The sequence below is a fragment of the Sphingobium sp. TomTYG72 genome (assembly GCF_055394715.1).
Map to the genome: position 1 here is coordinate 525356 of NZ_AP027336.1, position 20588 is coordinate 545943.

The 20588-nt window shown below is 60.5% G+C and carries 16 protein-coding genes, 1 tRNA gene and 1 pseudogene; 7 read left to right on the top strand and 11 right to left on the bottom strand.

What is annotated here, in order from left to right:
* Window positions 1-28: 28 nt before the first annotated feature.
* From ACZ5U1_RS02740 to ACZ5U1_RS02750, 3 genes are all read right to left on the bottom strand, one after another.
* On the bottom strand, window positions 29-1429 hold the full coding sequence (locus ACZ5U1_RS02740; protein ID WP_464779270.1) for an aromatic ring-hydroxylating oxygenase subunit alpha: 1401 nt from the start codon (window positions 1427-1429) through the stop codon (window positions 29-31).
* A gap of 68 nt (window positions 1430-1497) precedes the next feature.
* Window positions 1498-2289 carry a glucose 1-dehydrogenase gene (locus ACZ5U1_RS02745; protein ID WP_464779271.1) on the bottom strand — a complete coding sequence of 264 codons (792 nt, stop codon included), beginning with the start codon at window positions 2287-2289 and terminating at the stop codon, window positions 1498-1500.
* 51 nt (window positions 2290-2340) lie between these two features.
* Window positions 2341-2880, bottom strand: a complete 540-nt coding sequence (locus ACZ5U1_RS02750; protein WP_464779272.1) for a VOC family protein — start codon at window positions 2878-2880, stop codon at window positions 2341-2343.
* A 1052-nt stretch (window positions 2881-3932) separates the two neighbouring features.
* On the opposite strand from ACZ5U1_RS02750, the pseudogene ACZ5U1_RS02755 reads away from it, so the two are divergent.
* Window positions 3933-4181 (top strand): annotated as a pseudogene (locus tag ACZ5U1_RS02755) (site-specific integrase); the annotation flags it as partial.
* A gap of 9 nt (window positions 4182-4190) precedes the next feature.
* Here the strand turns inward: ACZ5U1_RS02755 and ACZ5U1_RS02760 are convergent.
* Together ACZ5U1_RS02760 and ACZ5U1_RS02765 are read right to left on the bottom strand one after the other, a co-directional pair.
* The gene (locus ACZ5U1_RS02760; RefSeq protein WP_464779273.1) at window positions 4191-5939 is read right to left on the bottom strand and encodes a hypothetical protein; all 1749 of its coding nucleotides are present in this window, start codon (window positions 5937-5939) and stop codon (window positions 4191-4193) included.
* Between the two features lie 23 nt (window positions 5940-5962).
* Entirely contained in the window at window positions 5963-8260 is a 2298-nt protein-coding gene (locus ACZ5U1_RS02765) for a TonB-dependent receptor (protein WP_464779274.1), read from the bottom strand.
* A 382-nt stretch (window positions 8261-8642) separates the two neighbouring features.
* On the opposite strand from ACZ5U1_RS02765, the gene ACZ5U1_RS02770 reads away from it, so the two are divergent.
* A protein-coding gene (locus ACZ5U1_RS02770; RefSeq protein WP_464778136.1) for an IS5 family transposase occupies window positions 8643-9400 on the top strand; the annotation gives its coding sequence in 2 pieces (ribosomal slippage) (window positions 8643-8961 and window positions 8961-9400; 759 coding nt in all).
* A 13-nt stretch (window positions 9401-9413) separates the two neighbouring features.
* Here ACZ5U1_RS02770 and ACZ5U1_RS02775 read toward each other — a convergent pair.
* From ACZ5U1_RS02775 to ACZ5U1_RS02795, 5 genes are all read right to left on the bottom strand, one after another.
* Window positions 9414-10010: a TetR/AcrR family transcriptional regulator gene (locus ACZ5U1_RS02775; protein ID WP_464779275.1), complete on the bottom strand. Its 597-nt coding sequence runs from the start codon at window positions 10008-10010 to the stop codon at window positions 9414-9416.
* 60 nt (window positions 10011-10070) lie between these two features.
* Window positions 10071-11090: a DUF6538 domain-containing protein gene (locus tag ACZ5U1_RS02780; protein ID WP_464779276.1), complete on the bottom strand. Its 1020-nt coding sequence runs from the start codon at window positions 11088-11090 to the stop codon at window positions 10071-10073.
* A gap of 92 nt (window positions 11091-11182) precedes the next feature.
* A tRNA-Glu gene (locus ACZ5U1_RS02785) sits at window positions 11183-11257 on the bottom strand.
* 287 nt (window positions 11258-11544) lie between these two features.
* Window positions 11545-12333, bottom strand: a complete 789-nt coding sequence (locus ACZ5U1_RS02790) for a SapC family protein (protein WP_449473299.1) — start codon at window positions 12331-12333, stop codon at window positions 11545-11547.
* A 127-nt stretch (window positions 12334-12460) separates the two neighbouring features.
* Entirely contained in the window at window positions 12461-13900 is a 1440-nt protein-coding gene (locus ACZ5U1_RS02795) for an FAD-binding oxidoreductase (protein WP_464779277.1), read from the bottom strand.
* Between the two features lie 77 nt (window positions 13901-13977).
* Between ACZ5U1_RS02795 and ACZ5U1_RS02800 the strand changes: the two genes are divergently transcribed.
* Window positions 13978-14412 carry a hypothetical protein gene (locus ACZ5U1_RS02800; RefSeq protein ID WP_449473298.1) on the top strand — a complete coding sequence of 145 codons (435 nt, stop codon included), beginning with the start codon at window positions 13978-13980 and terminating at the stop codon, window positions 14410-14412.
* A 122-nt stretch (window positions 14413-14534) separates the two neighbouring features.
* Complete coding sequence (locus tag ACZ5U1_RS02805; protein ID WP_464779278.1) at window positions 14535-15881, top strand: DEAD/DEAH box helicase; 1347 nt, start codon at window positions 14535-14537, stop codon at window positions 15879-15881.
* Between the two features lie 46 nt (window positions 15882-15927).
* On the opposite strand, the gene radC is transcribed toward ACZ5U1_RS02805, so the two are convergent.
* Window positions 15928-16623 (bottom strand): RadC family protein, encoded by a 696-nt coding sequence (radC, locus tag ACZ5U1_RS02810; protein WP_464779279.1) that lies wholly within the window; start codon window positions 16621-16623, stop codon window positions 15928-15930.
* Between the two features lie 130 nt (window positions 16624-16753).
* Here radC and ACZ5U1_RS02815 point away from each other — a divergent pair, with 130 nt between their 5' ends.
* The 3 genes from ACZ5U1_RS02815 to ACZ5U1_RS02825 are packed head-to-tail and all read left to right on the top strand — an operon-like array spanning window position 16754 to window position 20558.
* Complete coding sequence (locus ACZ5U1_RS02815) at window positions 16754-19975, top strand: intermembrane phospholipid transport protein YdbH family protein (protein ID WP_464779280.1); 3222 nt, start codon at window positions 16754-16756, stop codon at window positions 19973-19975.
* A complete protein-coding gene (locus tag ACZ5U1_RS02820; protein ID WP_196225806.1) occupies window positions 19972-20160 on the top strand; it encodes a YnbE family lipoprotein in 189 nt (62 codons plus the stop codon). The genes ACZ5U1_RS02815 and ACZ5U1_RS02820 overlap by 4 nt, the downstream gene beginning before the upstream one ends.
* Window positions 20157-20558, top strand: coding sequence for a DUF1318 domain-containing protein (locus ACZ5U1_RS02825; RefSeq protein WP_449473290.1), 402 nt, complete (start codon window positions 20157-20159; stop codon window positions 20556-20558). The genes ACZ5U1_RS02820 and ACZ5U1_RS02825 overlap by 4 nt, the downstream gene beginning before the upstream one ends.
* Window positions 20559-20588: the final 30 nt, after the last annotated feature.

Here is a 20588-nt window from a genome sequence, read left to right on the forward strand (position 1 = left end):
TTGGCTGCGTACCGCGCTGAGTCTCCAGCTATTTTAGGCAAGAGTCCCGGTCCAGATATTCCATCAAAGTTTTATGAAGGAAACGAATGCGGACTTCCTGATAACGGCTTAACATGACGTCCTTCACCCCACCTGCCTTCAGGCCTTGCTGTTGCAGCGCCAGATTTTGGCAGTCCTGATCATAGATTAGCCCGTGCCACGGCTGAAAAGCGCCACTGGCCGCATAAGTATCGTCAGGGCCAAGGTCGATTTGATTGACTTCTGGAAAATCGGATCCGTCTTGCGGCTTTGGCCGGAAGATCATGAAATCGAAGCGTGTACGATCTGGACTATTGTCGATCGGAACGAACCGATAGGCGAATGGATAAGGCAATCCCTTGAATAGGAGAAAGTTGGGGAACAGCGAATATTGAATGGGATCACATGCTTCTGCGTCCGTCAGATGGCTGAAGTCCTGTCCGTAGACCTTGCCCAGTTCAGTGCGGTTCATATCTGCCAGATAGCCCCGCGCAGTCTTGCCCTCCGGCAGCGGCGGAGCGTTATCGGTATCGCCAGTGACGGCGCCGAACGTCGCTTTCCATATCTCGGCTTCGGTAATCGGCTGGGGGTATTGGTCGCTGGGAATTCCGGTGGGAGCACAGAAACGACTAACATGACCATTGTCGGCCCAGACGTCATATTGCGTGCTGGCGTCGCCCCCAAAAGGAAGAGCTTGCGAGTGAAGTTCGGCGACATGGAATGCTTCGACAAACCCTTCAATGCAACACTTCCAGTTCGCCTCCATGACCTTGGTTACGCGGGTGTCCAGATAGACGTCGTCCCGCGACCAGTCGGCAAATTCCGCGATCAGCGGACCCAAATATGTTTCCAGCGATGGTGACGCGGGGTCGTGGTTGACGAATACGAAACCTCCCCAGAGGCCAACGCGCGCTTCTGGTAGAGCGAGTTCGGAATCTTCGACCGGATCGAAATCCCAGCGAGCAGGTAAATTCTGAAGGGAGCCGTCGAGGTTCCAAGTCATGCCATGATAGGGACAGCGTATTTTGTTTACGCTCGTGTCCGACGCGCATAATTTCATGCCGCGATGCAGACATCCATTATAGAAAGCTTTGATCACGTCCGGAGCACTGCGCATGATGATCAGCGACGCACCGGGCGATTCATACAATACGCAATCGCCAACTTCCCTTACCTCTTCGACACGGCAGGCGACTTGCCACGTCCGCGACCACATCCGTTCCTTTTCCAAGTCAAAGAAAGTCTGGCTGGTATAGCGCTCGCGAGGGACGCGCGGCATTTCGATATGCGTGGGATGGATTTGGCGTAAGCTCGCGGGTGCCTCAATGGGATCGCGCGCAATCACTTGCTGATATGTCGGAGCAGGGCTGTCCCGGTAATCGGGTGCGCCGTTGGTATCGAAATGAGTCATGGTTCAATCTCCCATCGTGGGCTGGGTCAATCCAAGCTGGCTATCCAGCGTAGCTTTCGCGGGCCGCATCACCCCGCTGGAATCGCACCCGTCAGCAAATAACCACCTTCAACAGGAAGCGCGTGACCGGTGACCAATGAAGCTGCGTCCGAACTCAACCAAAGAATGGCAGCAGCCAACTCGTCGGGGCGTCCGAGACGTTTTTCCAGATTGGCGACCTGTTCGATCATGGACCGCTTCGCCCCCACAAGGTCCATTTTATACGCCAACATCGGTGTGTCAGTCACGCCAGGGCATACCGCGTTGATGCGGATCTTGCGCGACGTGTAAGCCAAAGCCGCGCTTCGCGTCATGGCAAGAACAGCGGCTTTTGTGCCATCGTAAACGGCACTATCGGGCCGCGGCCTCAGTGCATTCATTGAGGCGACATTCACGATCGAGCCGCCACCCTGATCGAGCATTTTGGAGATCTGGCGTTTCATGCACAAAAATACGCCCATGAAGTTGATATCGACGACGCGGCGGGCCTGCTCATCCTGCACATCGGCAAGCGCAGTATCCTCCAGTTCCACTGCCGCGTTATTGCAGGCGAAATCGAGACGTCCGTAGGTGGCAATGCAAGTGTCGATCAGTGAGTCGACGTCTTCGGATGACGTCACATTGGAGCGGACGAAAATGGCCGTGCCACCAGCCGCCGTGATGGCGTGTGTCGTTTCCTCACCACCTTCCGCTTGGATATCAGTGACAACCACATTCGCACCAGAAGAAGCGTAAGCGATTGCCGTCGCCCGACCGATACCACCGGCTGCTCCTGTGACCAACGCTGTCCTGCCCGCGAAATTATAGGTCAAATCGGCCATATACTCAAAATCCTCGTATTTTCTCGGTCGGCAACTTGTTTTCGATCGCTTCTACAAGAGGGAGAAATCGCGTACCGGATCGGTCCCGTCGAAATTCACGGACGCGCTCTTGACCCGGTGATAAACCGACAGGAGCGGTATCGACGGTTCGTACAATTCGACGAAGTGGCCGAATTGTTTGGTCGCATCCATCATCGCAAATCCGGCCCCCGGTTGGACTTCACCGTAAAAGCCCTCCGGAAATCCTGCGGCTTCGAATTCCTTCATGGCTGCGGGTAAGTCGTCGACGATCAGCGCGATGTGATGGAAACCGGTCCCGCCATTCGGAAACAGGTCTGAAAAGACCGAGGGTTCGGAACTATGAACTTGAACCATTTCGATCATGACGTCACCCCATTGTCCGTAGGCGGAGGAATGATCAAAAACGCCCGGCTTGCCCCGGTAACGCGCCAAGCTCATGGGAATATGCTCCATGACGAAGTAAGGGCCTGAACCGAAAGCCTCCGCATGCTGACGGGCAGCCTCGCGCAGGTCGGGCACATAAAATGCGACCTGCCGGATCGGATAGCGCATGAACCTCTTAGTGAACATTAGGGATACTCCTGCAAACACGATCAGGCAGGGAAGGGGCGATCACCTGGCCGATATTGCGACCATGGCGGCGCCAGACGCAATGGCCACTTTCCATCAAGCCGCATATAGATCCCCTCATTATTGTTAGCATGCATCCTAATTCGACAATGGTCCGCCCGTCAATATATTTAGGCGACATAATATTAGCCTGATTGATCGCCCTGTGGTGCTGATCAATCTGTGGTCGTTAAGATGGTGCTGGCCAAACGACACCGGTGCCGAGCGGCAACCCGGCTAGACGCACAGGTTGCCTGACTTCAGGAAGAGCTCGCGCAAACCGGCCTCGGTCGGGTCGAGCCCTTTCGGTGTCTCGTCGCCAAGAATAAGCCGATCTCCATCACTTAAGCCCTATGTGCACCTACGACTTGTTGGACCCGCAGCTAACTGATCGGCTGCGCTAAGCGGGATCTGCTACTTCAGTAGATTGGTCGTTATCCCGTCAAGCGGCAATGTTACGGGCATGAACCCATCCTTCTTCATACGGTACAGGCCGGACTGTTGGTAGCTGCCACCACTCGGCGGTGGCAATTTCCTCGTGTCCGATACAGTCAAGGTCGGGTCAGGAGGATTTGCAGCAGTTCCGGGTACTTAGCAGGACCGTTGACGCGTCCCCAAGTCGGCTGGTGACAGATTTCGTCCCGCCGGACGCAGCCCCGCGGCCGGCGCCTGCGGCTGCTGGAGTTCGGCGCGAAGTTGGCGAAGCGAATTCGACAAGGATATCGCCGACGGCAATCCGGCTCAGCCTCGGTGCTCCCAACATCGGCCAAGCGAGCGCCCAGTCGGCGTTGTTCAGACTGCTGGAACCGTCCGCTGCAACCGGCGCGATCGAAAGCTTGCGTCAAATACCGGACTTTCACCGCGATGGAGTGAATGACAGGTTTTGGTCGACTGGAGTTTCGTGGCATTCCTACCTTTCAGGCGAGCGAACGTTCTTCAGATGGCTAATCTGGCCCTTGGAGAATAAAAATGGAGATGTCTGAAACAGAACCCGCTGAGACCAAGCGTCAGGTCTGACCGTCGGTGCGAAACGCGCGCTGAAGCCAAAGCAGATATGGGAGATTCGCTTCTACCTCAATCAGCACCGCCCTTTGCGCGATCGCGCACTGTTTGACCGCGCGATCGACAGTAAGCTCCGTGGCTGTGACTTGGTACGGATGAAAATTGGTGACATTGTGAGCGGAGGGCATGTCCGATCACGCGCGATCGTGATGCAGCAGAAAACAGGTCGACCTGTTCAGTTCGAACTGCTTCCGGCTGCGGGCGAGTTCCTACCGCCCACAACTGGTTCCTTGCGCGATGACGTGATTGCCATGGACCTCTGCTTGAGCGGCCCCGTCGGTGAACTGGTCGGCCACCCGACACAAGGGAGTAGTGCCTGTGCCTTTGTTGTCAGCAATCCGGGTGATCTGGACTTCATTGTCGGTCACATGACCCTTCACTTTGCTGGCGACATAGCCGCCAGCGATTAATATGCCAGCCTGGTTGGCATCGATGCTGTTGCGCGTAACCTGAACGTCGTGGACATGGTTGCCCACGATATCGGCCGAGCCGCTGACTTCGCCAGCCGCGATCAGTGCGCCACCGGCCACCAATATGCCGGTCTTTGCGCCCGTGATGGTGTTCCCGTCATATTTGATGCTGCGAACCATGTTGCCGGTACTTTTCCCCGGCGCGCCGACGTTGACCACGGGAGAGGCCAGCAGCCCCGTTGCGCACCCTGCGACCGTGTTGCCGGACACTTCGACGTCACTGACGGAAATTTCCGTCACCGGCGGCCCATTCATCTCTGGGAACCCCCCGATGGTGGCGATGCCGACGGAGCAGCTTTTGCGTGGGCTGATCTGGTTGCCCCGCACACGGATGCCCTTCATGTGGATGTTGCGGGGAGGCTCCTTACCCCCCATCAACGCTTCCACGCCCGCGATGAAGACAATGAAGCCGTTGCCGACGACCTTGTTGCCTTCGACCACTACATCAGAGACGGATACATCCGATGCATGGCCGTTCACGGCCACCGCGCCCCAGAGGTAGATGGCCGGGTCCGTCGCTTCGTCGAGCAGCGCGATGTCGTTGCCAGCGACGGTCAGCCGCGACAGCCGGGCGCCCCGATTGGGCGCGAACACCGTTTGCAGCGGCATGACATGCACTCCGCCTGCAAAGTCCTTGACGCTGTTGCGAGCAATCGTCACGTCTTCGACCACGCCGTCGGGAGCGGAGGCGCTGGTGTCCTTGACGCCGTTATCGACGCCCACGATCGACATGGCGCTGTGCAGCATGCTTGGAAATTCCTCGCCGAACTGACGCGGCCCGCGGAAATCATTGTCGCTGATGACAAGGTCGCGGAGTGTGCCACGCTCCCCGGCGGCAGTGACCGCGCTGAAGGTGATGCCGCCTCCATTATGAAATTTGTTGCCGGTCACGCGCATGCCGGAAAGCACCTTTTTACCATCAGCGGACCTGAAGGAAAGCGGCGTCGCAAACCGCTCGAACGCCAGGTCCTTGATGGTGACATTGGCGCTTTCCACGATAAGGCCAAGTCCGCCGATCGGCGCGCCTTTGAAAAGGGGGGCAGCGTTCACCGTGTCGCGCATGTCATCTGCGCCGTTGGTGAGTCTCACGCCCCTTCCGCCGATCGTGTCGCCATCATTGTCCCGCAGTATCGGCATCAGGCTGTTGACGATCAAAGGAGCGAACGGCTGATCGGGTTTGGCCAATATCTGAACCGGAAGGCGAACGGCATCGCCCCGCACGGAAAAGCGGATGAGATCAGCAGCCGCAGGCCCAGGCGATCCCCGCACCTGCCGCCGCTCGGCCTTGCTCAATTGCGTAAGGGTCAGGCTGCCATTCGCCAGGCGGATGGCTTCGGCCAGCGAGAGGCGTTTGTCGCCGACCCGGCCAAGGCCATCGGCATCGTTGACGGTCAGCGTAGCGCCCGCCCCGACGCTCGCGGCTGCTTGGCCGGGCTGGACACCGCCGATCATCAGCAAGAAGGCGAGTGACGAAATTGAACCACGCATTATTTGTTGTCCCATGAAGGCCATTAGAAGGACACCCGCCCAAGTACGCCGACTTCGCGGCCGCGTCCGATGCTCACCGGAAAATATCCGGTCGGCGCACCGAACAGGCTGTAGATTTCGCCACCGCCCGGCATCCTTTTCCGTTCGTTGAGGAGATTGCGGGCGAAGAGTTCGATGGAGGCGTTCGCCTTGTCCAGACGCAAACCGGCGAACATGTCGACCTGAAAGGAAGATGGAACGCGGCGTCCATCGGCAGGCTCGCGGGCGGCTGGCGAGTAGTCGGCCAGCAGCCGCACGAAGCCATCCAGGCTGCCCGACAGGGCAGCGGTATATTCCGTGTTGGCGCTGACTTGCCATTTCGGCAAACCGCCCAAGGATGCGCGTGACGTGCAACGGCTGAAGTAGCGGCCTGCCTGCACCGCAGGAATCCCCTGGGAGTCAGCCTCGCCATCACCATTGAAATCGTTGCATGGGATTTCTGCGTCGTCGAAATGGGCATTGGCGTAGCTGACAGTCAGTTGCGACATCCAGCCCTTTGCCATCGCCAGGCGCGCATCGAACTCGACGCCGCGCGCGCTTGCATCGCCGTTGAAGGTCGGACCAAGCGATCCCGTCCCGCAAGGGTTGGTGCCATTTGGCGGCAGGCCGTCCTGCGTCGCGAAGACCGTTCCTGGGATCAGTCCTACGCCAGCGGGATTGCCGGTGCAGACGATGCCCTGGACGTTGGAAATGTAGCCGTTGAACTTCTGATAGAAGGCTGCTGCGGCAATGCTGAGTTTTTCATCGAAGAACAGACCCTTGAAACCGACTTCAAAGGAGTTGGACGTTTCCGCCTTGTATCCGAACTCGGTCGCAGGGATCTGGGGATTGGATAGGACCAGATATTCCTCGTCTCCGCCCGGCCGGAAAGCGCGCCCCCAATTCGCATAAGCCGTCAGGTTCTCGTTGAACTTATGCGTATAGCTCGCGCTGCCGGTCCAGGCCTTTGCCGAGTCCGTGACTGCACGCCTTACTCCGACTTCGACCTTGTCACGATGCGACAGGTTGAAGGTATGGGTCATGAAATAGCCCATTTCGATTTGCGATGGAGAGCCCGAGGTATCGACAAAGGTACAGGGCAGCCCGAAAGCGGCGAGTGGCCCCGGCGTTGTCCGGCAGTCGCCATTGGCACCGGTGAAATCGATCAGGACATTGACGTTCTGCTCGACGCTTCGGCGGAAAATGCCCAGACGATAGTTCCAGAAGTTGTCGCCGGTCCGTTCGATACGCACCTCATGCGTCCAGTCGCGCTGATCTGATATCGTGTCCGTGTACAGTGCGATGGGTATCCGGCCGAAGGGCGTGGTTAGCAAAGCGTTCCCGGAGTCGCTATCCGATGTGGTGCCGAAACGCGCCTTGGAATGGCCGCCTGTATAGCTTAGCCGGTGGCCTGCAAAGTCCCAGACCGCGTTGAGGGTCGTGATCTGCGTGTCGGTCTCGATCCTGCCCGCAAGGTCAGCGACCGATGCGCGATCAGAGGCGCTGAACGTTCCAAATTCACCTGATCCTTCGACCTGGGCGCTAGATATGCCCCGGCTTCGCAGGCGCTGATGAACGAGGTCAAAGCGCAAGTCGGGATTCGGCTGCCACGTCAGGCTGGCACGCCCGCTGCTGGTCCTGGACCGGTCGCGCTGTCCGTTTACGACGTTGCGGATGTCCGCGCCGCGCCCTTTTTCGTACAGGCCCGCGACGCGCAGGGCGAGCGAACCCTCGACGATAGGCATCGATACCGCACCCTGGATGTTCAGGGCATCAAGATCGGTATAACTTGCCATGGCATAGCCATCGGCGCGGTCGAGCAGGGGGCGGCGGGAGGCGATAAGGATTGCACCCGATGGTCCTGTGCCCGCCCGCAGAGTCCCCTGCGGGCCGCGCAGGACTTCGATCTGGCCGACGTCATATTGCGCCTGGATCTGTGCGGCGCGTTCGGATACCACCTCATTGAAGTAGACATCCACGGTCGGTCGGGTCAGCGTCAACGTGTTGAACTTGACGCCTCGCAGGGAAACGGTGCCACCGCTGACATCGAGGCCGGGTACAAGCTTTTGGATGTCAGAGAAGTTGGTCAGATTGAACCGCTCTATGTCCTGCCCGGTCACTACGTTGATCGACTGCGGCACGTCGGTAAGCCGCTCTTCGCGCTTTTGCGCCGTGACGATGATATCGGCCGTCGCCACCGCGGCGCCACTTTCGGACTGCGCAGAGGCGGGTGCCACCGGCAAGGCCAAGATGAGGGCGCCGGTGGCCGCCGAGCAAAGAAGCGAGATACGATTAAAGCGCATATAATCCCCCCTGTTTCGGGCGCAGTGGCCCGATCACCGGTCGATGTCCGCCGGTGTGTTTACCGTTGCAAAAGAACTAAATTTGGCTGGGGAGTGCAGCTACGGTGAAAATATCATCCCAACGCATCCTCTCTGAACTGTTCTATTATGAACCCATGAGTACAGTTTAAGGAGGCGTGGTCAAGAGGCTATTTGTAGGAGGAATTAGAGTATCGTGCGCAAAAGTGGGAACCGGTTTTGCGGTTAAAACGATGCGATAACAGAAAAACTGGAGCGCGCGACCTGCGTCCGATTAAACGGAGCGCGCGCTAGGCGCTGTCTGCATTCACAGGATTCCCATTGAGTTGAAGTTCTGATTCAAGGTTGTCGAAGGAGACGATCATTGAGCAGACGTGCACTGACGGACGACCAGTGGGAGCGGATCAAAGGGCATCTTCCCGGGCGATCTGGCATGCCGGGCCGGAGCGGAGTGGATAACCGGTTGTTTGTCGATGCGATCTTGTGGATGGCGGGCAACGCAGCGCATTGGCGGGATCTTCCTGAGGTTTTCGGGAAGTGGACGGGGGTGCATGCCCGCTTTCGCCGCTGGTCTCACAATGGCGTGTGGGAAGAGCTTTTCCATGCCATGGCCGATACGCCCGACTTTGAGTATGTCATGATCGACAGCACGATCTCAAAGGTCCACGCCGACGCGGCGGGCGCAAAAGGGGGGCTCAAAGTGCCGCCATCGGTCGTTCGCGTGGCGGGCTGACAACCAAATTGCATGCCGTGGTCGATGCGATCGGCCTGCCGCTGCGCATCCATCCAACGCCGGGGCAATATGGCGATTGCCCGCAGGCCCAGTCCCTCCTGGCCGGGCTCAAGGACGTTGATCATGTCATTGCCGATGCCGCCTATGACGCCGATCCGCTACGCGCCTTCATCGCCGGTGAACTCGGCGCAACCGCTCAAATCAAGGCCAATCCCAGCCGCGCTGTCGCGCCGCCCATTGACTGGAGGCTCTACAAGGAGCGCCATCAGGTCGAATGCTTCTTCAACAAACTCAAACGCTTCCGTAGGATCGCCTTACGATGCGAGAAAACCATCTCAGCCTTCATGGGCTTCGTCCATCTCGCATGCGCCATGATCTGGATACGGTGAATGCAGACGGCGCCTAAACGTTCAGCTGGGTCGAGATGAGGTCGACTGCGGTGTCGGCCTCGGCGAGCAGCGCCTCCATCTGCGGCGCTGTCTGAGCGCCGATCAGGCATTGAAAATGCGATCCGCCGTGCAGAAGCGAGCGTAAGCTTCTGGACAGTTCACCTGCATCGACAGAGGATGATCGGCCCTGTGTCCCGCTCTCGATGGCAAGTCTGACATGCTGCCAGATGTCATGCTCGCTCCCATCCGCGAACATCTGGGCAAATTTATGGTTCGCACTCTCCGCGATCATGAGCCGCATCATCGCCAGGGAATAATCATTCATGACGAGAATAAGGTAAGTGCGGGCGAATGTCTTAAGTCGATCGATCAAACTGCCTTCGCCCCGAAGAGCGGCCGCGAGATAGTCCATCGTGGGGCGGGAACCCTGCACGATAATGGCTTTCAGCAAATCCTCACGCGATTCAAAATAATTGTAGATCGTGACTTTGGAGCAGCCGACTTCACGGGCGACGTCGTTGAGCGTGGTGCCGTGATATCCCCGCTGTTGGAAGACGCGTGCGGCTCCTTCCAGTATCTGTGTGCGCTTAGCCTCTGTCTTCCGTCTCACAACCGCTGCTCCCGCTGACCTGCTATTATGGCCCGGTCACGAGGCGCGCAACGTTGATGATTATCCGAGGATTGCCTGAAGCGCGCCCAACTGCTTCTTGACGGTCGTAGCGCTGATTTTTCCTCCCTCGACCTCGCCGAATTTCGCAAGACGCGCGGTGAACGTGAGGGCGCGGTCCGCCGCAGGCATTCGGGACGGCATCTTGACCACCGCATCGAGCCAGTTGTGGATGTCGTCCTCGGTCACCTCCATAGCCGGAATGTCGCCGATATAATCGATGAATTCCTCAGCTGCGCGGCGATACTCACGGGCGGTTTGGGGGCGAGGGTTCATACCCTCTTTCCACTTCTCGTACAGTTCGAGGAGCCGCATGTCGGGCCGGAGCCGGGACGTCGCGCCGACAGGTTTGCGCGCGGAGCTTTCTTCCTCCAACCGGGCCAGGTCCAGATAGGCGGCAACGACCTCGCCGATGCCATCCGGCATTTCAGCGCGACAAGGATTCGCATAGCGGGCGATCTGTTCGACGAGGCGATCTGCCTGGGCGAGCTGGGCATCCCGTTGCGCGATGGGATCAGATGACCGCCACATCCCCTGCTTCGGCCAAGAGCGACCGGCTCCCCTCTCTCGCAGCTTGGTTTCATGGGCCCGAAACAAGGCTGCGTTGGTCGAAAGCTCCCACCAGCGGTCGGCAGAGGCCAATGGTATGTTGAGGCAGGCGAAGAGCTCCTCCGCAAATAGGCCCCGATCGACTTCCTGAAAGGCGAGACGAAGCCGCTCATGCCCGTCCAGCCCACCGTCAGGGGCGCCCCCTTCAAAATAGGCTTGGATGAGCTGCTCAGCTTGGTCGCGTTGGCAGGGGCGGGGGTCTCCCGTCGCGGCAAGCCGTTGCCGCGCGATCTCGAGCTGCTGCTCGAACTCCGCGTTCACGGCGATGAACAACTGGGCCGCCCGGACGAAATCCTTCGTGCGCAGCGACTGCTTGTGCACCGCCCGCATGCCGAAAGCGGGGCGGAGGTTCTCGGGGATCTGTCTGCGGAGGTAATATGCGCCTGTCTTGGGGTGCCGCCACGGCTGTGCCATCTGTGCCATTCTCGTCTCGCTGTACCAAGGCGCTGTACCAGCGAGAGGTCAAGAAAGGCTGAATCGCAGCATTCCGCGCCCAAATGGGCAGATGGTGACCCCTACGGGAATCGAACCCGTGTTTCAGCCGTGAGAGGGCCGCGTCCTGACCGCTAGACGAAGGGGCCATGGCCGCATGGGCGGCTGGCAGGCGGTGGCGTTTAGGGGGAGAGGGGTTCGCCGTCAAGTGAAACCCCTTGCCCAGTTCGGCCCATAAAAAACCACCCCATGTATTACATGGGGTGGCCAAGGTTCAGGGAGGAGACGCCTCCAAAAGGGGGAGGCGCCCATACGACACACCCGAAAGGGGGGCAGGTGCGCCGTATGTTTGGAAGATAAAGAAGGTCCCGCTCACTTTCAAGTGGCGAGCAGAAACCTTTTCTATCGCATTATTGATGCAGGTTAATTTATAGCGTCATGCGTCGGCGGTCTGGGGCGCTGCCGGGACGGAAATGGGACCTTTGCCCTGCGTGATCTGCGACTCGAAAACTTCGCGGATCAGCTGCAGCGAGAAAAGATGCGCGTAGATAAGGGGCAGCATGCCGTTCTGGCTGATCTTCCGCAATTGATCGCCACGCATGTCACGCAGCTTTTCCTCGTTCACCATGCGGAAGCCGCGATAGACGAAAGGCTGATCGTTGCCGGGGACCTGGATGGCGACTTCACCGTCCATCAGCAGGTCCAGTTCCTTCAGGTCCTTCATGAACTGGCCAGTCCGCGCGGCAGCCTGTTCGAAATCCTCGCAGAATTTGAGAACGCCCTGGGTGAGTTCGGTTGGCTTGCCATCTTCGAAAAGGGGCTGGCCTTCCTCAAACTCGCCGACCGCTTCGCTGGTGGGATCAAAGCAGAGCGACAGTTCGTCGGTGTCGGGGCGCAGCTTCGCCAGCATCCAGGGATAGCGGCGGACATAGGCGGGGACATAGGCGGGACCGCGCAGCTTGCCTTCATCGTCGAGGAAAGTGTTGACGCCTTCATTAAGGCCCATCAGCGCCAGCGGCACCGCTTCGTCACCGGCCGAGAAGATGATCGGCACGAACCGTTGCGCCGCGACGAATTCATCGACGGTCAGGGGAACGGCATGCTGCTTCGTGAGGAAGGGCGCGGACTCCACCGAGCGGCTGCGATAGCTCGCATGATCGACGCTGCTGAGCGGCAGCAGGTCGTTGTAAAACACGGGGAGATTGTTGGCGGGCGCGCTAGCCATGATGTTGTTCTTCCATCCTATCGAAGCAGCGCATGTTGGCTGCGCTACCTTTCCTAAAAACTGGGTGTGGGCGATAAAGACCTTGTGGGTGGGAGGCAATTGCTTTGTCGAGCCAGCCCAGCCCCCTCTAGCCCTCTTCGGGACGGGGGATCAGCTTGTCCGGGTTCATGAGGCCAAGGGGATCAAGCGCAGCCTTGATCGCGCGCAGGGCATGTAGCCGGGCAGGACTGGCAAGGCGGCCGAGTTCGGCCCGTTTCATCTGGCCGATGCCATGTTCCGCCGAAATGGAGCCGCCCGCCGCGACGACGGCATCATGGACGAAGGCGTTGATCGACTTCCCTTCTGCCGCGATCCAGGCAGGGCCGTCCGTCGTTCCCTTGGGCGCGCGGACATGGAAGTGGACATTGCCATCGCCAAGATGACCGAAGGAGGAGGCGGTGGTTCCCGCGAAGGTGCGTTCGGCCGCCGCGGCCATGTCGATCATGAAGGAGGGCATGCGGGCCACGGGCACGCTGATGTCAAATTGCAGCGCCGGTCCTTGCGCCCTCTCCGCTTCGGACAGTGATTCGCGCAAGCGCCAGAACGCCGCTGCCTGAGCATCATTGGCGGCGATCGTGGCATCGACAGCGAGTCCTTGTTCGAGCGCTTGCGCCAGCGCTCCTTCAAGGCGCTCGCCCGGAGATGGGCTGGACAGGTCGGCATGATCGACTTCGATCAGCACATGCCAGGGCGGGCGCGTTTCGATCGGGCAGCGGGTGCCGGGAATGTGGGACAGGACATGGCCCAGGCCATCGTCGGCGATAATCTCGAACCCTTCGACGCTGTCGCCCAATTGCCTTTCGGTCAGGCGGAGCAGGGCAAGCGCGTCGGCGGGCGATCGGACGCCGACCCAGCCGACTGCGCGGATCGCGATCGCAGGGACGAGGCGGAGCGAGGCGGCGGTGATGATGCCGAGCGTACCTTCCGCGCCGATCAGCAATTGTTTGAGGTCATAGCCGCGATTGTCTTTTTTGAGCGCGTCGAGGCCATGCAGGATGGCGCCGTCGGGGAGGACTGCCTCCAACCCCTCGACAAGTGCGCGCATCGTGCCATGGCGCAGCACCTGAGTGCCGCCGGCATTAGTCGATATCAGGCCGCCGATCGTCGCCGATCCCTTCGCGCCGAGGCTGAGCGGGAAGCGGCGCCCGGCTTGCTCCGCAGCATCGTGCAGGGTTTCGAGGATGACGCCTGCTTCGCATATTGCGAGATTGTCGTCGGGAGAAAGGGAGCGGATGCGATTCATCCGGCGCGGAGACAGGATAAGTGCCGACCCGTCATCCGGAGGAGTCGCGCCGCCGACCATTGAGGTATTGCCGCCCTGAGGAACCAGGGGCACGTGAAGATCGGCTGCGAGTGCGACGGTCGCGGCAACTTCCTCCGTACTGGAAGGCTGGAGAATGGCGGCAGCGGCGCCGTGAAAACGTCCCCGCCAATCAGTGAGCCAGGGAGCGATGTCGTCCGCATCGGTGACGACGCCCTTCGGTCCCAGCAAGGCTATGAACCTGTCGATGATGTCTTGCCCTATCATACTGCAATGCTATGCCCCGGAATTCATCGACGGTTCAACCACCGGCCCATAGCGTGCCGCCCCAAAAGGGGTTCGATTTGCTTCATTCCGTCCTGTTGCTCCTTGTCGCGCCCGTGAGTGAGCCCGTGCAATTGGCGCAGATGTCGATCGAGCAACGGATCATCATTCGCGTGCCAATGGCGAAAAAGGGACGAGCGCCCGCGCGCATTGCTCCGCAGGCGGGGCGTGCGTGGAAGGAAAAGAAGGGGCCGCGCTGCATCGCCTTGCGGTCGATCCGGTCAGCCAGCGTCATTGTGGATAATGGCGTCGATCTGCTGCTGGCCGATAATCACCGCTATAGGGCTCGGCTGGAGCGGGGGTGCAGTTCGACAGGCTTCTACTCGGGATTTTATGTCGAGCCGGATGAGGATGGGTCGCTTTGTTCCGGGCGCGATGAATTGCAGGCGCGCAGTGGGCTTAGTTGCGTGATCGACAGTTTCCGGCGATTGGAAGAGGCGGACGGGGACGATTGACCCCTGTCGAAACGCGCTCCGATGCGCGATTTTCTTGACAAGATGCCAATATTTCCGCAAGGCGCGCGCGATTTCCGTGACGCATGAGCGCGTTGCGGAGAGCCTCTGTCCCGGACAATTGAATGACTTTTGCCGATCTCGGCCTTTCCGATGAACTGTTGAAGGCCGTTAACGAGGCCGGATACGATACGCCCACGCCGATTCAGGCGCAGGCGATCCCCCCCGTGCTGATGATGAAGGACATTATCGGCATCGCGCAGACGGGGACGGGCAAGACCGCCAGCTTCGTTTTGCCGATGATCGACATTCTGGCCCATGGCCGCGCCAGAGCGTTGATGCCGCGCTCGCTCATTCTGGAGCCGACGCGCGAACTCGCGGCGCAAGTTGCCGAGAATTTCGAGAAGTACGGAAAATATCACAAGCTCAACATGGCGCTGCTGATCGGCGGCGTGCAGATGGGCGATCAGCTCAAAGCCCTGGAAAAGGGCGTCGATGTGCTGATCGCCACGCCGGGCCGACTGATGGACCTGTTCCAGCGCGGCAAGATATTGCTGAACGGCTGTTCAATGCTGGTCATCGATGAAGCTGACCGCATGCTGGATATGGGTTTCATCCCGGACATTGAGGAAATCTGTACCAAATTGCCCTCGCAGCGGCAGACACTGCTGTTTTCAGCGACCATGCCCGCGCCGATCAAGAAGCTGGCGGATCGGTTCCTGAGCAATCCCAAGTCGATCGAGGTGGCGCGGCCCGCCACTGCCTCCACCAACATCACCCAGAGGCTGGTGAAGGTTGATTCGCGCAAGAAGCGCGAAGCCCTGCGCGCGATGCTGGAGCATGAGGAAGTGCTGAGCGCGGTGATCTTCTGCAACCGCAAGACGACGGTTCGTGAACTGAACAAGAGCCTGCAGCGCTACGGTTTCAAGTCGGGCGAGATTCATGGCGACATTGATCAGTCTTCGCGAATTGCCGAACTGGAACGATTCCGGGCGGGATCGGTGAATATCCTGGTAGCGTCCGATGTCGCTGCGCGCGGGCTGGATATCAAGGGTGTCAGCCACGTGTTCAACTTCGATGCGCCGTGGCATCCCGATGACTATGTGCATCGCATTGGCCGGACCGGGCGCGCGGGGGCATCGGGTGTCGCCTATACCTTCGTGACCCCGGAAGATGCCGAGGCGATCGATAATATTCAGAAGCTGATCGGGCAGAAGATCGAAACGATCGCAGCTCCTGTGGGTGCCTCTGCAAAGGTGGATGCGGCCGAAGAGCCGCGCCGGGATAGTGAGCGGAAGGTGGAACGCAAGCCCGCCAAGCGCAAGGACGACGAACGGCGGGAAGAGCCTCGTCCTGCCCGCCAGCAAGGTAATGGCGCAAAGTCACGTCGCCCCGATGTTCGGGACGAAGGTCCGGATGAGGGCTGGAACGGACCTGTGCCTGAATTTCTTTCGGTGGGATTCGAGGGTTAGGACGTCCGTGGAACATCCTTCCTGCCGGTGGGTAAGAAGGACGATCCTACAATAGCCCCATCGCGCGCAGGCTGCTGTGCCCCTGCGATCCAATGATGATATGATCATGCACCGCGATGTTGAGGCGCTTGCCCGCTTCGGCGATCTGGCGCGTGATTTCGATGTCCTGACGGCTGGGTTCGGGCGAACCGCTGGGGTGGTTGTGGACCAGGATCAGCGCTGATGAGCCAAGGTCGATGGCGCGGCGTATGACTTCACGCGTATAGATAGCGGCCTGGTCAATGGAGCCGTCGCCCATATGTTCGTCGCGGATCAGCATGTTGCGGCTGTTCAGGTGAAGCACGCGCACGCGCTCCACCGGCAGATAGGCCATGTCGGCACGCAGATAGTCGAGCAGGGCCTGCCAGCTTGCAAGGACCGGGCGTTGTGCAACCTCATTGCGGAGCATGCGCAGCAGGGTGGCGTGCACGATCTTGACGGCAGCGATGCTGGTGTCGCCCATGCCGGGGACGCGCGCGATCGCCTGCCAATCGGCGGTCATCAAGCCGCCGATGCCGCCAAATTCGCGCAGCAGCGCCTTGGCGAGCGGCTTGGTGTCGCGGCGCGGAATGGCGAGGGCTAGCAGATATTCGATAAGCTCATGATCGTGCAGCGCATCGCCGCCGCTTTCCGCCAGCTTTTGCCGCAGCCGGGCGCGATGCCCCACGCCGTCATGGCTGACCACAACATCCCTGTCCGCCAATGCCTTATAATCCCCCGTTCAGAGAAAATGACCTATGCGTTGCGCAAATATCGGGCAAGGATATTTAGGGAGCGTCAGACGTTATGCAGGCGTTACGGATCAAGTGTGAAAGCCGGGGTTGGCCATAAGCATGGAAGTTGAGGACGGCGAAGTGGAAACTCGCCGTGGCTGGTTACGCTGGCTGGGCGTAGGGACGGGGTCCCTGGCGCTGATCTTTGTGGCGTTGTGGACCCAACGAGCCCCGATCGCAGAAAATTTCATCGGGCGGGAGATGAACCGGCGCGGCGTCCAGGCGAGCTATGACCTCAGGGAGATCGGCCTGCGCACCCAGCGTATCGAGAATATCGTCCTTGGCGATCCCGCGAATCCCGATCTGACTGCCCGGTGGGTGGAAGTGGATCTGGGCTTCACAGGCCTGTCCCCGCATGTGGCGGCTGTGAGGGCTGGCGGCGTGCGGCTGCGCGGTTCTTATCGTGATGGGGTGTTACGGTTGGGAGAGTTGGACAAGTTCCGCGATCCAGCCTCCAAAGCACCGTTCAGTCTGCCGGACATCGCCCTTGCGCTGCGCGATGCGCGCATGCGGCTTGATACCGACGCCGGAGTGGTCGGCATGCAGATCGACGGCAAGGGCAATCTGAGATCGGGCTTCGACGGGCGCCTTGCCGCTGCCATGCCACGGGCGGCGTTCGCGGGGTGCAAGCTCGCCGGTATGACCGCCTTGCTGGATGTCGCCATAAGGAATGAGCGACCGCACTTAGTTGGACCGGCGCAGGCGACGGCTCTTGGATGCAGGAGCGGCGCGACCGGCGCGGCGAAGCCGAGGGTAGACATGGACGTCTGGATCGGCAAGGCGCTGGATCGATGGAACGGCCATGTCGTGCTGGGCGCGGAGGCGTTGAAGTCCTCTGGCATGGTGCTGGCGAAGCCCGTCGGACGGATCGACTTTGATGGCAATGCGTCGGCGACGGCTGGCCGTGCGCGAATCGGCGCGGCGGCACTGGGTATGGCGGGCCTCAAGGCAGGTCAGTCGGAGATTGTCGGGGCTTGGAGCGTCGCAAAAGGTAAGTCACAGGCCAGCGGGCGTTTGTCGGCGCATCAACTGAGCTTTCCCGGACGTGATCCTCTGGCGGGGTTGAAGCGGTCTGCGGCGGGCACGCCTTTGGCGCCGCTGGCCGAACGGTTGGCCGATGCGGTGCGCCGCGCGGGGGAGGATAATGTGCTGCGAACCAGCCTGGCCTTGGCGCAAAGCGGCCAGGGTGGAAGCGTGGTGCTGACGAACAGTAGATTCGAATCACGCAGCGGCGCGCGCGTGGCGATTCCGGGCGAGGGCAGGGTGACCATTGCCTGGCCGGGCAAGGCGGGAGCGGCTGTCGATTGGGCGCTGGATGGCGCGCTCACGACGGACGGGGGTGGGCTACCGAAGGCTGCACTGCGGCTGGCACGGCGTCAGGGTGGCGGATTGGGTGGACAGCTTTTCATCGACCCATATGCGGCTCGTGACGCCAGGCTGGCGCTCGATCCTGTACGTTTCACCGCCGGACCTGGGGGAGATACGCTCTTTTCAACAGTGGCAAGGCTGGACGGCCCACTGCCCGGCGGACGTCTGCGCGGGCTTGTGCTGCCGGTTGCGGGGCAGCTGAATGCTGATGGGTCGATCGCTATCAACCGACGCTGCGTGCCGTTGGCGTTGGAAGAGGCGCGCTACGGCAGCTTTTCGGTCGGGCGCACCTGGCAGACGCTGTGTCCAATCGGCGGTGGCGCTCTGGTGGCGACGGGGCCGGGCGGGGTGAGCGCGGGGGCCGAGATTCGCAATCTCGACCTGCGAGGACATAGCGGCCAAAGTCCAATGCGGCTGTCGGCAGAGCGGGCAAGGGTCGCCATCGGTCAGGAGGGCTTTTCGCTGTCTCGGGCGGAACTGGCGATCGGGCCTGAAGCATCTCCGGTACGGCTGGTCGCGCAAACGCTGACAGGCGGGGCTACGGCGCAGGGTTTGACCGGAAAGCTGGCAGGGACCAACGCGCGAATCGGTTCCGTTCCGCTGATCGTGGAGGATGGCGCGGGCGAATGGAGCTTCGCCCAAGGAGCGTTGAAGCTCACCGCAGCGGTGATGGTGCGCGATGCCCAAACGCCGGGACGGTTCGAGCCGTTGAAGGTGCCGGACTTCGCTCTCAGCTTGCGGGACGGTCGAATCCTGGCGACAGGAACGTTGCGGGCGCCGCGCAACGATGCCCTGGTGGCGCGTGCGGACATCGCGCATGATCTGGGCTCTGGCCGGGGCAAGGCTGACCTGACCGTGCCGGGGTTGGTGTTCGGTCCCAATTTGCAGCCCGAGGATGTGAGCCGCCTGGCGCTGGGAGTCGTGGCCAACGTCGATGCGACGGTAACTGGCGAAGGGCATATCCGCTGGAACGGGACGGCGGTGACCAGCGATGGCGTGTTCCGCACCGACAACGCCAAGCTAGCGGCGGCGTTCGGCCCGGTTGAGGGAATGTCCGGCGAATTGCGCTTTACCGATCTGTTGGGGCTGGTGAGCGCGCCGGGGCAGGAAGTGCGGATGAGCATGGTCAATCCTGGCGTTGAAGTGCGCGATGGCCTTGTCCGCTACAGGCTGGAGCCTGGGCAGAAGGTCCGCGTCGAGGGCGGCGGCTGGCCGTTTTCCGGCGGGCAGCTGGTTTTGTTGCCGACGACCATGGACTTCAGTGCCGATGTGGACCGCTATCTGACGTTCCGCGTTATCGGCATTGATGCCGGTGCCTTCATCCAGACGATGGAGCTTGAGAATATATCGGCTACGGGCACGTTTGATGGGATCATGCCGCTGATCTTCAATGCCCAGGGCGGGCGCGTCGCGGGGGGCGTGCTGACCGCAAGGCAGCAGGGCATGCCGCCGCTCATCATGCCCGAAGGTGTGCTGCCCACGGTACCGTGCGATCCCAACCGCCAGTCGGGGACGCTGTCCTATGTCGGGCCAGTTTCGAACGAGCAATTGGGCGTGATGGGCAAGCTGGCCTTCGATGCGCTCAAGAATCTGCAATATAAATGCCTCACCATCCTGATGGACGGAGCGCTGGATGGAGAGATGGTGACCAATGTCGTGTTCAACGGCGTCAACCGGGGGAAGCTGGGCGACGTTCCGGCGGGTATGGCGCGCAACCTGACCGGATTGCCCTTCATCTTCAATGTGCGGATTGCGGCGCCATTTCGCGGCCTGCTGGGCACGGCAAAGTCCTTCATCGATCCGACAACGCTTATCCAGAACAGCATAGGGGATCAGATGCAGGAGAAGATTCGCGAAGGGATTGCAGTTAACCCTGCGGAAAGCGACACTGTGAGAAACAGGGAACAGAAATGAAGACACAAGCTATCTTTGCGGCGGGTTTCGCCGGTTTGGCCCTGACGGGCTGCATCCAGGTGAAGGCACCGGACAAGCCGATCGAAATCAACCTGAATGTAAAGGTGCAGCAGGAGGTCGTGGTACGCCTTCAGCGCGATGCACAGGATCTCATCCAGAATAACCCGGAGTTGTTCCCGCAATGACACGCAAGCTTTTGATGATCGTCGCAGGTGCCGCCGTCGTGCTGGCCACGGGCCTTGTCGCGAGCGCGCCCGCTCGCGCGCAGTCGGGCGCGGTTGCCGCTGCAATGGCGGAGGGCGCGGTGGGCGAACAGGCGGACGGCTATCTGGGCATCGCTGGATCGGTGAGCGCGGCGGTGCGATCGGAAGTCGAATCGATCAACATCAAGCGGCGTGCGGCCTACACCGACCTTGCCAGCAAGCGAGGCGTCACGGTTCAGGATATGGCGGCAGCCACGGGTTGCCAGACATTGAGCAATCGCGTGAAGCAGGGGCAGGTTTATCGCGTGGGCGCGGGACCCTGGCAAACCAAGGGCGCCGGGCCGATCGCCCTGCCGAGCTATTGCGCGACCGCAGGGTAATTACGCGACTGCGGGGTGTTTCGCCGCCGG